General features: G+C 68.3%; 13 protein-coding genes. 9 read left to right on the top strand and 4 right to left on the bottom strand.

Translation table 11 applies throughout. The features are described 5' to 3' along the window. Positions 1–99: 99 nt before the first annotated feature. Together A5681_RS14710 and A5681_RS14705 are read right to left on the bottom strand one after the other, a co-directional pair. On the bottom strand, positions 100–1662 hold the full coding sequence (locus A5681_RS14710; protein WP_067275855.1) for an MFS transporter: 1563 nt from the start codon (positions 1660–1662) through the stop codon (positions 100–102). Next, entirely contained in the window at positions 1659–2366 is a 708-nt protein-coding gene (locus A5681_RS14705; RefSeq protein ID WP_067275852.1) for an LppX_LprAFG lipoprotein, read from the bottom strand. Before A5681_RS14705 ends, A5681_RS14710 begins: the two co-directional genes overlap by 4 nt. Before the next feature lie 129 nt (positions 2367–2495). Here A5681_RS14705 and A5681_RS14700 point away from each other — a divergent pair, with 129 nt between their 5' ends. After that, positions 2496–3098: a riboflavin synthase gene (locus A5681_RS14700; RefSeq protein ID WP_067275850.1), complete on the top strand. Its 603-nt coding sequence runs from the start codon at positions 2496–2498 to the stop codon at positions 3096–3098. Positions 3099–3132: 34 nt separating this feature from the next. On the opposite strand, the gene A5681_RS26575 is transcribed toward A5681_RS14700, so the two are convergent. Further along, positions 3133–3408: a hypothetical protein gene (locus tag A5681_RS26575; protein WP_231996315.1), complete on the bottom strand. Its 276-nt coding sequence runs from the start codon at positions 3406–3408 to the stop codon at positions 3133–3135. 203 nt (positions 3409–3611) lie between these two features. Between A5681_RS26575 and A5681_RS14695 the strand changes: the two genes are divergently transcribed. The 3 genes from A5681_RS14695 to A5681_RS14685 are packed head-to-tail and all read left to right on the top strand — an operon-like array spanning position 3612 to position 5823. Beyond that, positions 3612–4889, top strand: a complete 1278-nt coding sequence (locus tag A5681_RS14695) for a bifunctional 3,4-dihydroxy-2-butanone-4-phosphate synthase/GTP cyclohydrolase II (protein ID WP_067275847.1) — start codon at positions 3612–3614, stop codon at positions 4887–4889. Beyond that, positions 4886–5365 carry a 6,7-dimethyl-8-ribityllumazine synthase gene (gene ribH / locus A5681_RS14690; protein ID WP_067275845.1) on the top strand — a complete coding sequence of 160 codons (480 nt, stop codon included), beginning with the start codon at positions 4886–4888 and terminating at the stop codon, positions 5363–5365. The genes A5681_RS14695 and ribH overlap by 4 nt, the downstream gene beginning before the upstream one ends. Continuing rightward, positions 5362–5823, top strand: a complete 462-nt coding sequence (locus A5681_RS14685; protein WP_067275843.1) for a PH domain-containing protein — start codon at positions 5362–5364, stop codon at positions 5821–5823. The genes ribH and A5681_RS14685 overlap by 4 nt, the downstream gene beginning before the upstream one ends. A 47-nt stretch (positions 5824–5870) precedes the next feature. Here the strand turns inward: A5681_RS14685 and A5681_RS14680 are convergent, their stop codons facing one another. After that, on the bottom strand, positions 5871–6209 hold the full coding sequence (locus tag A5681_RS14680; protein WP_067275840.1) for a hemophore-related protein: 339 nt from the start codon (positions 6207–6209) through the stop codon (positions 5871–5873). Between the two features lie 284 nt (positions 6210–6493). On the opposite strand from A5681_RS14680, the gene uvrC reads away from it, so the two are divergent. The 5 genes from uvrC (at position 6494) to A5681_RS14655 (ending at position 13539) form a co-directional block, all read left to right on the top strand. Then, positions 6494–8437: an excinuclease ABC subunit UvrC gene (gene uvrC, locus A5681_RS14675; protein ID WP_067275837.1), complete on the top strand. Its 1944-nt coding sequence runs from the start codon at positions 6494–6496 to the stop codon at positions 8435–8437. Then, positions 8434–9351 (top strand): RNase adapter RapZ, encoded by a 918-nt coding sequence (gene rapZ, locus A5681_RS14670; RefSeq protein ID WP_067275833.1) that lies wholly within the window; start codon positions 8434–8436, stop codon positions 9349–9351. The genes uvrC and rapZ overlap by 4 nt, the downstream gene beginning before the upstream one ends. After that, positions 9348–10424 (top strand): uridine diphosphate-N-acetylglucosamine-binding protein YvcK, encoded by a 1077-nt coding sequence (yvcK, locus tag A5681_RS14665; protein WP_067275830.1) that lies wholly within the window; start codon positions 9348–9350, stop codon positions 10422–10424. Before rapZ ends, yvcK begins: the two co-directional genes overlap by 4 nt. Continuing rightward, positions 10421–11398 (top strand): DNA-binding protein WhiA, encoded by a 978-nt coding sequence (gene whiA, locus A5681_RS14660; protein WP_156737984.1) that lies wholly within the window; start codon positions 10421–10423, stop codon positions 11396–11398. Before yvcK ends, whiA begins: the two co-directional genes overlap by 4 nt. A gap of 875 nt (positions 11399–12273) precedes the next feature. Next, positions 12274–13539 carry a PPE family protein gene (locus A5681_RS14655; protein WP_067275913.1) on the top strand — a complete coding sequence of 422 codons (1266 nt, stop codon included), beginning with the start codon at positions 12274–12276 and terminating at the stop codon, positions 13537–13539. Positions 13540–13546 lie beyond the last annotated feature (7 nt).

Genomic DNA, 13546 nt, shown 5'->3' with positions numbered 1-13546 from the left:
CAGAATATGAGACCCGAGGCGGCAGTGCAGAGCCCGAGCGGACCGAGTCGACCGCGCCGTCGAGTGTGTTACCGGTTCACCGGTGACACACGGCAGCGCCTAGTGCTGGTGCTCCCCGAGTGAAATCGTTTGCGGCTCAGGAATTTCCGGTTCCTCGGCGTGGTCCTTGCGGCCGCCGATCAACAGGCCGAGCAGCGCTCCCACGATGCAGATGACCACGGTGGCGCTGAAGATGTCGCCGTACATCATGGCGAACGCCTTGAGGTACATCGTCCCCTGCGCGGCGATCCGCTCCAACAGCGAGGCGTTGGGCGGTATCGCGGCGGTCAGCCCCGCCACGATTTGGTTGAACCGGTAGAGGCCCCACGCGCTGAGCGCGGCAACGCCGATCAGCATGCCCGTCATCCGGGCCACCACCACGGCCGCCGAGGCGATGCCGTGCTGCGCCGACGGAACGACCCGCAACGCCGCGGAGGTCAGGGGCCCGATCACCAGGCCCAGCCCCACACCGGCGACCAGCAGGTCGGCGTGCAACACGGGAACGCTGAACACCCCGAAGATGTCGTGCTTCTGGCTCAACACGTCCTGGCGCCAGTAGTGGATCAGCCAGTAACCGTAGGCGGCGATCAGCAGCCCGATGAACGTCATCACCCGGTCGCCCACGCGGGTGGCGATCCAGCCGCCCAGCACGGCCCCGATCGGCAGCGCGATCAAGAACCACAGCAGCAACCCGGCGGCCTGCGTCTGGTCCATCTGCAGCACGCCCTGACCGAACAACTCCACGTCGACCAGGGTCACCATCAGCGCCGCGCCCGCGGCCAGCGACGCGCCCAGCGCGGCCAGGAAGGGGCGGAAGTGCACTCCCGCGGGCTCGATCAGCCGGGTGCGCGAGAACCGTTCCCAGAGCAGGAACAGCGCCGCGACCACGACGGCCCCGATGACCAGCGGCAGCCCATAGCTCGGCAGGATCTGCTTGCCGTCGGGTTGCGGGTTGTACAGCCCGATGACCGCCAGGCCCAGGGCGACGGCGAGCAGCACGCCGCCGACCAGGTCGACCCTCTCGGGCTCCTCCACGCGTTCGTGCGACGGGAGGCTGAACTGGATCATCGCCATCGCGATCAGGGTCAGCGGGACGTTGATCCAGAACACGTAGCGCCAGTCGTGGAACAGGTACACGATGAAGATCCCGTACAGCGGGCCCAGCACGCTGCCGAGCTCCTGCGCGGCGCCGATGCCGCCCAGCACGCCGGCGCGGTTGCGCTGAGCCCACAGGTCGGCGCCCAGGGCCAGGGTGACCGGCAGCAGCGCACCACTGGCCACACCCTGGATGGTGCGGCCGGCGATCAGCAGGTGGAAGTCGCCCCAGTGCCCGGCGAGCGCGGTCACCACCGAGCCCACCATGAACAGCGCCAGGCTGACCTGCAACACCAGCTTGCGGCCGAACCGGTCCGATGCCCGGCCCAGCAACGGCATGGCGGCGATGTAGCCGAGCAGGTACATCGTGATGATCCACGTGATGCGCTGCAGCTGGTTGATGGGGATGTGAACGTCGCTCATGATGTCGCGCATGATCGTCACGACGACATAGGCGTCCAGCGCCCCCAGCAGGACCGCCAGGCTGCCGGCGCTGATCGCGACGCGGCGTCCGGCCTGCGAACTCATGAACTCACCGGGGGCTTGGTGACCTCAACCTGCTCGCCCCAGTTGGACAAGGTGACCTGCACGGAATTGCCCGAGCTCTTCTGCAGGTTGGCCTGCACCAGCTGGTGGTCACCCGTCTCTTGCACCCACACGGTGCTCGGCACCGGCTGGGTGGCGTTGAACTGCGGCATGATCTTGTTGACCGCGTCCGCGGACACGTTCCCGCTGATGCGAATGGTGTTCTGCCCGTTGATGGTTTCGCGGCCCTCGGCCTTGGCGTTGCTGAAGTTGGCCAGCGCGTTGCCCAGCCCGGTGTCCGGGTTCAGCAGCACGGACACGTCGTAGATGTCGGACGCCTTGCCGAAGTCGCTCCACTTGTTCGGCGTCAGCGTCGCGTACAGGGTGCCGTCGACGACCACGAAGTTCGCGTCGATGTCGGATCCGCCGAGCGTGATCGTGGCGTTGCCCTTGGCGGCGGTGGCCGGCGCCGTGGTCAGGTCACCGGTGAGCGTCTTGATGGGCAGCCCCTGAATCTTGCCTTGGATCGACAACACCAGGTGCACGCTCTTGACGGCCTTGGTGGCATCGGCCGACTGCTTGACCAAAGTCGTGGCGTCGGGCAGCGGGCCGCCGCTCTGCTTTGAACCCGACGAGCAGCCGGCGATCAAGGCGGTGGCGAGGGTCAGGGATGCGATGACGGCCGATATACGGCGGCGGGTCTGCATACCTTGCATCGTAGAGGGTGCCGGTGACCGGCTTTTCAGACGCGGGGGGCCGGTGTCCGCCGCGCGGCGCCGGTTTGGCCTGCTTACCAGCGGGGCCGTTGCGTTCGGGCGGCCGATTAACCTGATGGCATGTTCACCGGAATTGTCGAGGAACTCGGAGAGGTGACGGGCCGCGACATGCTGGCCGACGCCGCGCGGCTGACCATCCGCGGACCGGTCGTGACCTCGGACGCCGGGCACGGCGATTCGATTGCCGTCAACGGCGTCTGCCTGACCGTCGCGGAGCTGCTGCCCGACGGCCAGTTCACCGCCGACGTGATGGCCGAGACCCTCAACCGGTCCAATCTGGGCGCCTTGCAGGTGGGCAGCCCGGTCAATCTGGAGCGCGCCGCGGCGGTCAACAGCCGGCTCGGCGGGCACATCGTGCAGGGGCATGTGGACGGAACCGGCCAGGTGGTCAGCCGGGAGCCGTCCGAGCACTGGGAAGTGGTGCGGATCGAGATCCCCGCGGCGGTGGCGCGCTACGTCGTCGAGAAGGGATCGATCACGGTCGACGGCATCTCGCTGACGGTCTCGGGGCTCGGCAGCGGGCCGGGGGACTGGTTCGAGGTTTCGCTGATCCCCACCACCCGCGAGCTGACCACGTTGGGTCGCGCCCCGGTCGGGACGCAGGTCAACCTCGAAGTCGACGTCATCGCGAAATATGTAGAGCGGTTGCTCGCCGCACGCTGACCGCTTGCGGGGAGGGCGCCCACGGCCGGCTCGGTCAGCAGGGCTCGCCCGGCGGCGTCCAATACGGCTCGCCGGACGGGGTGTAGCACGGCGGTGGCGCGTCGGGCGGCGGGACCGTCATCGCACCGGCCGGCAGGACCCAGTTACCCCAGCGCCCCGGATCGGTGCACCCGCCGACACTCACATGCCGACCGCCGACGTCCGCGCACGCGTCGGCCGCGGCCCGTTGCGGGCAGGCGACACCCGCTGCAAGTCCGGCCGCGAATATCGAGGTCACGACCGGTACCGCCAGTCTCACTGCGATTCTCATGCCGCTCAGCGTAGATTGCTGGAGCCGGATCGGGAGCCGTTTCGCTGCAGGTGGCCTATTGCTGCGGCACTTCGGGAGCGGGGGCGCGGGCGACGTCGGTCACTCGCCCACGCCGGGGCAATAACGCGGCCCGCGCGGTGGTTCATACTGAATGCAACACGTGGGCTTTTTCCTGCGAACCCTGAGACAGCAAGGTAGCGACGATGACGAGGTTGGATTCCGTCGAGAGGGCGGTTGCCGACATTGCGGCCGGTAAGGCTGTGGTCGTCATCGACGACGAGGACCGCGAGAACGAAGGCGACCTGATCTTCGCCGCCGAGAAGGCGACACCCGAGCTGGTGGCGTTCATGGTCCGCTACACCTCGGGCTACCTGTGCGTGCCGCTGGACGGCGCAATCTGCGACCGGCTGGGCCTGCTGCCGATGTACGCGGTGAACCAGGACAAGCACGGGACCGCCTACACCGTCACCGTCGACGCCAGAAATGGTGTGGGGACCGGGATCTCGGCCTCCGATCGGGCCACCACCATGCGCCTGCTGGCCGATCCCGCCAGCGTCGCCAACGATTTCACCCGCCCGGGGCACGTGGTTCCGTTGCGCGCCAAGGACGGCGGCGTGCTGCGCCGGCCCGGCCACACCGAGGCCGCCGTCGACCTGGCCCGGATGGCCGGGTTGCAGCCGGCGGGCGCGATCTGTGAGATCGTCAGCCAAAAGGACGAAGGCTCGATGGCGCAAACCGATGAGCTGCGCGTCTTCGCCGACGAGCACGACCTCGCACTCATCACCATCGCCGACCTCATCGAGTGGCGACGCAAGCACGAGAAGCACATCGAGCGGATCGCCGAGGCCCGCATACCGACCCGGCACGGCGAGTTCCGTGCCATCGGCTACGCCAGCATCTACGAGGACGTCGAACACGTCGCGCTGGTTCGCGGTGAGATCGCCGGGCCGAACGCCGACGGCGACGACGTGTTGGTGCGTGTGCACTCCGAGTGCCTGACCGGTGACGTGTTCGGTTCCCGGCGCTGCGACTGCGGGCCGCAACTGGACGCCGCGATGGCGATGGTCGCCCGGGAGGGACGGGGCATCGTGCTGTACATGCGCGGCCACGAGGGCCGCGGCATCGGGTTGATGCACAAGCTGCAGGCCTACCAGTTGCAGGACGCGGGGGAGGACACCGTCGACGCCAACCTCAAACTCGGATTGCCCGCCGACGCAAGGGATTACGGAATCGGGGCGCAGATCCTGGTCGACCTCGGGGTGCGCTCGATGCGGCTGCTGACCAACAACCCGGCCAAGCGGGTGGGGCTGGACGGTTACGGCCTGCACATCATCGAGCGGGTGCCGCTGCCCGTGCGCGCCAACGCCGAGAACATCCGCTACCTGATGACGAAGCGCGACAAGATGGGCCACGACCTCGCCGGTCTCGACGACTTTCACGAATCGGTTCATCTGCCGGGCGAATTCGGCGGCGCTCTGTGAGCGGTAGCGGGGAGCCGGATATCCCGGCACTCGACGCGTCCGGCCTGCGGGTCGGCATTGTGGCCAGCACGTGGCACAGCAAGATCTGCGAAGCGTTGCTGGACGGCGCACGTCGGGTGGCCGCCGAGTCGGGCATCGACAACCCGACGGTGGTCCGCGTGCTGGGCGCCATCGAGCTCCCGGTGGTGGCGCAGGAGCTCGCTCGCAATCATGACGCGGTCATCGCCCTCGGCGTGGTGATCCGCGGGGGAACACCGCACTTCGAGTATGTCTGCGACGCGGTGACCCAGGGCTTGACCCGGGTGGCGCTGGACGCGTCGACGCCGGTCGCCAACGGAGTGCTGACCACCAACACCGAGCAGCAGGCGCTTGATCGGGCCGGGCTGCCGGAATCGGTCGAAGACAAGGGCGCTCAGGCGGCCGGGGCGGCACTGACCGCGGCGCTGACGCTGCGCGAGCTGCGCGCTCGGTCGTGACCACGAGCGAGGACTGGGACGTCGAGTTGCGTCCGCACCGCACACCGATTTTCGTCTACGTCGCGGCGTTCACCATCGCCGCGGTGCACATCGCGATCGGCTTCCTGCTCAAGGTCGGATCCACCGGGGTGGTTTTCCAGACCACCGATCAGGTGGCGATGGCATTGCTCGGCCTGGTGCTCGCCGGGCTGGTGCTGCTGTTCGCCCGGCCGCGGTTGCGAATCGGGGCGGCGGGAATCTCGGTGCGTAACCTGTTGGGCGACAAACTGATCGAGTGGCCGGACGTCGCCGGCGTCTCGTTCCCGGTGGGCAATCGCTGGGCGCGCGTCGATCTACCCGACGACGAATACATTCCTGTGATGGCCATCCAGGCCGTCGACAAGGAGCGTGCGGTCAACGCCATGGACACCGTGCGGTCGCTGCTGGCGCAATACCGGCCGGACCTTCGTACCCGCTGAAGGGAGCCACCCGTGCTGGCACGGGCAGCTCCCTTCAGGTGAACGGGTCAGAAGTTCTTACAGTCGGTCATCATCTGCTGGAAGATCGGCAAAGCCTGCTGCGCGCCCTGGTTGTGCTCAATGGCGTGCAGCAGATTCACGCGCTGATCCGGCGACGACGCCAGGTACTGCTGCAGGAACTGCTGGTTCGGCGGCGACTGGTCGAGGTACTGAGCGGCCATCGGGTTTTCCGCGTGCACCGCCCGCATCGCCTGGTCGTAGCTGCAGGTCGTGTTGATCATCGGTCCGTAGTCGGGGGCTGCGGATGCGACCCCGGCCGCGGCGGTCGACGCCAATGCCAGGCCGCCAACCCCCATCGCGATCCTGGTCAACGAGCGCTTGAACATCTGTGGACTCCCTCCATCGATTGCCACCCACTGTAACGTCCAGCTACCCCCTTGGTAACCAGAACAAACCGTCCACACCGTCGATCGGTCGTCATAACCCGAGCTCATCGGGCCTTTTCCCGGAAATGGCGGATCTATCGGTGGGCTATTTGTCTATCGAACAAGCGCTCGAATGCGTTACAGGGAGCGTGGGCGGGTCCCTCCAACCCGGGACGCCGTTTTCGGCGGGCCGAGCCGTGATCCCGAGGGCCCGCCACGTCCTCGACGGCTACTAGCCTGGATGGGTGCCAGATCCCGCCACGTACCGTCCCCCGCCCGGGTCCATCCCGGTCGAACCGGGCGTCTATCGATTCCGGGACGTGCACGGGCGAGTCATCTACGTCGGGAAGGCCAAGAGCCTGCGCAGCAGGCTGACGTCGTACTTCCAGGACGTCTCCGCCCTGCACCCGCGCACCCGGCAGATGGTGACCACCGCGGCCAAGGTCGAGTGGACGGTGGTCAACACCGAAGTCGAGGCGTTGCAGCTCGAATACAACTGGATCAAGGAGTTCGATCCGCGCTTCAACGTCCGTTACCGCGACGACAAGTCGTACCCGGTGCTGGCCGTCACGCTCAACGAGGAATTTCCGCGGCTGATGGTCTATCGCGGTCCGCGCCGCAAGGGTGTTCGGTATTTCGGGCCCTACTCGCACGCGTGGGCGATCCGGGAAACGCTGGACCTGCTCACCCGCGTCTTTCCGGCCCGCACGTGTTCGGCCGGTGTGTTCAAGCGGCACAAGCAGATCGACCGCCCATGCCTGCTCGGCTACATCGACAAGTGTTCGGCGCCCTGCATCGGGCGGGTCAGCGCCGAGCAGCACCGCCAGATCGTCGACGACTTCTGCGACTTCCTGTCCGGCAAGACCGACCGCTTCGCCCGCGAGCTGGAACAGCGGATGCACGCCGCCTCCGACGAACTCGACTTCGAGCGGGCCGCGCGCCTTCGGGACGACCTGGGTGCGCTCAAGCGCGCGATGGAGAAGCAGGCCGTGGTGCTCGGCGACGGCACCGACGCCGACGTGGTGGCCTTCGCCGACGACGAGCTGGAGGCTGCGGTCCAGGTGTTCCACGTCCGCGGCGGCCGGGTACGCGGCCAGCGCGGCTGGATCGTCGAAAAGTCCGCGGAGGCCGGTGATTCCGGCGAGGAGCAGTTGGTGGAGCAGTTCCTGACCCAGTTCTACGGCGAGCAGGCCGAACTGGGTGGGGCCGCCGACGAAGCCGCCAACCCGGTGCCGCGCGAGGTGTTGGTGCCCTGCCTGCCGTCCAACTCCGACGAACTGGCCAGCTGGCTGTCCGGCCTGCGCGGCTCCCGCGTCGCGCTGCGGGTGCCGCGCCGCGGCGACAAACGGGCGCTGGCCGAAACGGTGCAACGCAACGCCAAAGAGGCTCTGCAGCAACACAAGTTGAGGCGGGCCGGCGACTTCAACGCCAGATCTGCTGCGCTGCAGAACATTCAGGAGGCGCTCGGGCTGGCCGATGCGCCGCTGCGCATCGAATGCGTCGACATCAGCCATGTGCAGGGCACCGACGTGGTGGGCTCCCTGGTGGTGTTCGAGGACGGCCTGCCGCGCAAGTCGGACTACCGCCACTTCGGGATCCGCGAGGCGGCCGGAGAGGGGCGCTCCGACGATGTCGCCTCGATCGCCGAGGTGACCCGGCGCCGGTTCGCCCGGCACCTCAGTGAACAGAACGACCCGAATATGCTGTCCGCCGAAGGGAAGTCGCGCCGGTTTGCCTATCCGCCCAACCTCTACGTCGTCGACGGCGGTGCGCCGCAGGTCAACGCGGCGAGCGCCGTGCTCGAAGAACTCGGCATCACCGACGTCGCGGTGATCGGCCTGGCCAAGCGGCTGGAGGAAATCTGGGTGCCGTCCGAGCCGGACCCCGTCATCATGCCGCGCAACAGCGAGGGGCTGTATCTGCTGCAACGGATTCGCGACGAGGCGCATCGGTTCGCCATCACCTACCATCGCAGCAAGCGATCTAAGCGAATGACCGCCTCAGCGCTGGATTCGGTGCCAGGATTGGGGGAGCATCGCCGCAAGGCGCTGGTGACCCATTTCGGATCCATAGCCCGCCTCAAGGAGGCCACCGTCGACCAGATCACGGCCGTTCCCGGTATCGGTGTGGCCACCGCCACCGCCGTTCTGGAGGCGCTGCGACCGGAGCAGCCCGGAGAAGCCGGATGACGGGTGAAGTGGCGGAGGGCCGCCCGGCGCAGGCCCGCCCGGAAGGCGGGGCCGGTATCGACGTCGTCCTGGTGAGCGGATTATCGGGCGCCGGGCGGGGTACTGCCGCCAAGGTGCTCGAGGACCTGGGCTGGTACGTGGCCGACAACCTGCCGCCCCAGCTGATCACGCGCATGGTCGATTTCGGCATGGACGCGGGGTCTCGAATCACCCGGCTGGCGGTGGTGATGGATGTGCGGTCGCGCGGCTTCACCGGCGACCTCGACGAGGTGCGCAACGAGCTGGCCACCCGCAACATCACCCCGCGCGTGGTGTTCATGGAGGCCTCCGACGACATGCTGGTGCGCCGCTACGAACAGAACCGCCGCAGCCACCCGCTGCAGGGCGACCAGACGCTGGCCGAAGGCATCGCCGCGGAGCGCCGGATGCTCGCGCAGGTGCGCGCCACGGCCGACCTCATCATCGACACGTCGACCCTGTCCGTGCGCGGGTTGCGGGAGAGCATCGAGCGCGCGTTCGGCGGCGACGCCAGCACGTCGATCAGCGTCACCGTCGAATCGTTCGGCTTCAAATACGGCCTGCCGATGGACGCCGACATGGTGATGGACGTCCGGTTCCTGCCCAACCCGCACTGGGTCGACGAGCTGCGCCCGCTCACCGGGCAGGACCCCGCGGTCAGTGAATACGTGCTGAATCAGCCCGGCGCCGCGGACTTCCTCGACGCCTACCACCGGTTGCTGTCCCTGGTCGTCGACGGCTACCGCCGCGAGGGCAAGCGCTACATGACGGTGGCGATCGGCTGCACCGGCGGCAAGCATCGCAGCGTCGCGATCGCCGAGGCGCTGATGGGGCTGCTGAAGGCCAATCCTCAACTGTCGGTGCGGGTGCTGCACCGGGATCTGGGCCGCGAATGAGCGGGCCGACGAATCACGGCATCGTCGCCATGGGTGGCGGACACGGCCTGTACGCGACGCTGTCCGCAGCCCGCCGGCTCACCCCACACGTGACCGCGGTGGTGACCGTCGCGGACGACGGCGGTTCGTCGGGGCGCCTGCGTAGCGAATTGGATGTGGTGCCGCCGGGCGATCTGCGAATGGCCTTGGCGGCCTTGGCGTCCGACAGCCCCCACGGACGGCTGTGGGCGACCATCCTGCAGCACCGGTTCGGCGGCAACGGAGCGTTGGCCGGGCACCCCATCGGCAACCTGATGCTCGCCGGGCTGTCCGAGGTGCTGGCCGATCCGGTGGCCGCCCTCGATGAGCTGGGCCGCATCCTGGGCGTCAAGGGCCGGGTGCTGCCGATGTGCCCGATCGCGCTGCAGATCGAGGCCGACGTGTCCGGCCTGGAGACCGACCCGCGGATATTCCGGCTCATTCGCGGCCAGGTGGCGATCGCCAGCACACCGGGCAAGGTCCGGCGCGTGCGGCTGTTGCCGTCCGACCCGCCGGCAACCCGGCAGGCCGTCGACGCCATCATGGCCGCCGACCTGGTGGTGCTGGGCCCGGGCTCGTGGTTCACCAGCGTGATCCCGCATGTCCTGGTGCCGGGGCTGGCGGCCGCGCTGCGGGCCACCACCGCCCGTCGGGCGCTGGTGCTAAATCTGGTAGCCGAGCCGGGGGAGACGGCGGGCTTCTCCGTCGAGCGTCATCTGCACGTGTTGGCCCAGCACGCACCGGGATTCACCGTGCACGACATCATCATCGACGCCGAACGGGTGCCCGGCGAGCGGGAGCGGGAGCACCTGCGCCGCACCGCGACGCTGTTCCAAGCCGAGGTCCACTTCGCCGACGTGGCCCGACCTGGTACACCTTTACATGATCCGGGCAAACTCGCGGCGGCCCTGGACGGGGTCCGGGCGGCCCACAAGGCTCCAGGAGCGGCCCCGGTCACGGCCACCGCGGACATTCGGGTCGACGGTGCAAGTCCACAGACCGGTGGGAGTGGACCGGCTGGCAGCGGACCAAGGGGTGACGACGCGTGGCGATGACGACCGAAGTCAAGGACGAGCTGAGCCGCCTGGTCGTGAAGTCGGTCAGCGCCCGCCGCGCGGAGGTCACGTCGCTGCTCAGGTTCGCGGGCGGGTTGCACATCGTCGGCGGCCGGGTGGTGGTGGAGGCCGAGGTGGACCTGGGCAACGTCGCGCGGCGGCTGCGCAAGGACATCTTCGAGCTCTACGGCTATAACGCCGTCGTGCATGTGTTGTCGGCCAGCGGAATTCGCAAGACCACGCGTTACGTGCTGCGGGTGGCCAACGACGGTGAGGCGCTGGCCCGCCAGACCGGCCTGCTGGACAACCGAGGCCGGCCGGTTCGCGGTCTGCCCGCCCAGGTGGTGGGCGGCAGCGTCGCCGACGCCGAAGCCGCCTGGCGCGGAGCCTTCCTGGCGCACGGGTCGCTGACCGAGCCGGGACGGTCGTCTGCTTTGGAGGTCAGCTGCCCCGGCCCGGAGGCCGCGCTGGCGTTGGTGGGCGCGGCGCGCCGCCTCGGGGTCAGCGCGAAGGCCCGCGAGGTGCGCGGCGCCGACCGCGTGGTGGTGCGTGACGGCGAGGCGATCGGCGCGTTGCTGACCCGGATGGGCGCCCAGGACACCCGGCTCATCTGGGAGGAGCGCCGGATGCGCCGCGAGGTGCGGGCGACGGCCAACCGCCTCGCCAACTTCGACGACGCCAACCTGCGCCGCTCGGCGCGGGCGGGCGTCGCGGCGGCCGCCCGGGTGGAACGCGCGCTGGAGATCCTCGGTGACACGGTTCCCGACCATCTGGCCTCGGCCGGCAAGTTGCGGGTCGAGCACCGGCAGGCTTCGCTGGAGGAGCTCGGCCGGCTCGCCGATCCGCCGATGACGAAAGACGCTGTGGCGGGCCGTATTCGGCGGCTGCTGTCGATGGCCGACCGTAAGGCGAAGATCGAGGGCATCCCGGACACCGAGTCGGCGGTCACGCCGGATCTGCTGGAAGACGCCTAGGCGCGCGACGATGCGCGCCGTCGTCCCCGAGTTCCCGGGGGAGCGTTTGCATGGTCGCCGTGCGATAACCGCCGCCGCGGCAAACGGCGCTGAGGCGCCGGGTGGACCCACCAGCAAAGCGCGCGTCGATTGATTCTGCCGGACGATCCGCGGCTGCGACATCACTCGTCCGCATTTCATACGCAATTCAAATAGGTCACGTAATTCATAGAATTAACGACTGCCGCGAATGCATAGCGAAATTCGGGTACCACGCTGCGATTCTCCGTCGTCGACTCCGCCGAAATCGCGTGTTCTTGACTTGCGAATTCATAAAACCCTCATATCTTCTTTGAAGATCATATGAGTTTGTGACGTGCCGACCGCCCGGTAACCCGTGCGAGCGCTTTGTAACCCCGGCCATCGGGAATCCGTTGCGGCCCGGCGCAAGTAACGCGCAGTTCAGCCGGTGGAGCCCAGTCCGTGAAGGCGTCCGGATCACAGTCTCAATCGGCGCGATGACATTTATGATCGCGAGATTTTTAATCAGTGGATAGCCGTTCTCCGGCGTCCTTCGCGTTATTTCACCAACTATTCATCGCGCCGTCTTGTCGGATTCGCCCGAGGTAGAGCGGTTTATCGCCGTCTTGTCCGCCCAGCCGCCGGTAAGTGGCCCGCGGCTCCGAGCGCGGCACCGAGACAGAACCGGCCGAGTTGGCCGGAACGCATTGTGGTCGCGGCTGGCTAGTGTCCTGTCTGCGAGGAGATGTGCCGCCGCCAGCAAACTCATTGCATCGTGGCGGCGCATGAAGAGCTCGATGTTGTTGGCGTTCGGCTTGCCGGCCGGCGCAAGCACAGGGCTGGCGGTGGTGACACGGCCGGAGGCGGAGGATGGCATGGATTTCGGGGCGTTACCGCCGGAGGTCAACTCCGGCAGGATCTATTCCGGTCCGGGACCGGCGCCGTTGCTGGCAGCTGCGGCTTCCTGGGACGGTGTGGCAGCCGAGTTACGTTCGGCGGCGGAGAATTACGGTTCCACGATCTCGGAGCTGAGGACCCTCTGGCGGGGACCCGCGTCGACGGCGATGGCGACCGCGGCGGCGACCTACATCGCTTGGCTTGACGGCACCGCCGCGCAGGCCGAGCAGACCGCCGTACAAGCCAAGGCGGCGGCCGCCGCCTATGAAGCCGTCTTCGCGGCCACCGTCCCGCCCCCGGTGATCGCCGCCAACCGGGCCCTGCTGGCCTCGCTGATCGCGACGAACATCCTGGGTCAGAACACCCCGGCGATCGCTGCCACCGAGGCGCAGTACGCCGAGATGTGGGCCCAGGACGCGGGCGCCATGTACGCCTATGCCGCGTCGTCGGCGGCGGCGACCCGGCTCACCCCGTTCACTGCGCCGTCGGCGACCACCGACGGCAGCGGGGAGGCCGACCAGTCGGCCGCGGTGGCCGCGGCGGCCGGGTCGTCCACCACCTCTCGCGTGGAATCTGCGCTCTCCGAAGCTGTTTCGCAGGCCCCGGCCGGGGTGCAAGGCCTCGCGGTGAGCGCGAACGCGGTGACCACACCGGCGGCCGGTCTGCCGCTGGGCCTGGCGGACATCACCGGAATCCTGAAGACCTTCAACAGCGTCATGGGCACGATATCCGGGCCCTACACCCCGCTCGGGGTGGCCAACCTGGCGAAGAACTGGTACCAGATCGCCCTCAGCATCCCGAGCGTGGGGACGGGCATCCAAGGCATCGGGCCCCTATTGCACCCCAAAGCGCTCACCGGAGTCCTGGCGCCGCTGCTGCGCAGCGACTTGTTGACCGGCGCGACCGCGCTGTCGAGTGCGAGTTCGGTGTCGGCGGCGACGGGCCAAGCCGGGCTGGTCGGGTCGTTATCGGTGCCCGCGAATTGGGCTGCCGCGGTTCCCGCGATCCGAACGGTGGCCGCCGAGCTGCCGGAGACCATGGTGGAAGCCGCGCCCGCGATGGCCGTGAACGGTCAACAAGGCATGTTCGGTCCCACGGCCCTGTCAAGCCTGGCCGGACGCGCCGTCGGCGCCGGCGCGACTCGTGCGGTGGCCGGTTCGACCGTTCGGGTGCCCGGTGCCGTGGCCGTCGACGACATCGCGACCACATCAACCGTCATCGTGATCCCGCCGAACGCCAAATAAGAAAGGT

The sequence above is a fragment of the Mycobacterium scrofulaceum genome (assembly GCF_001667885.1).
Classification (GTDB): Bacteria; Actinomycetota; Actinomycetes; order Mycobacteriales; family Mycobacteriaceae; genus Mycobacterium; species Mycobacterium scrofulaceum_C.
Note: the sequence above shows the minus strand (reverse complement) of the source record. Positions and strands in the feature narration are given on the sequence as shown.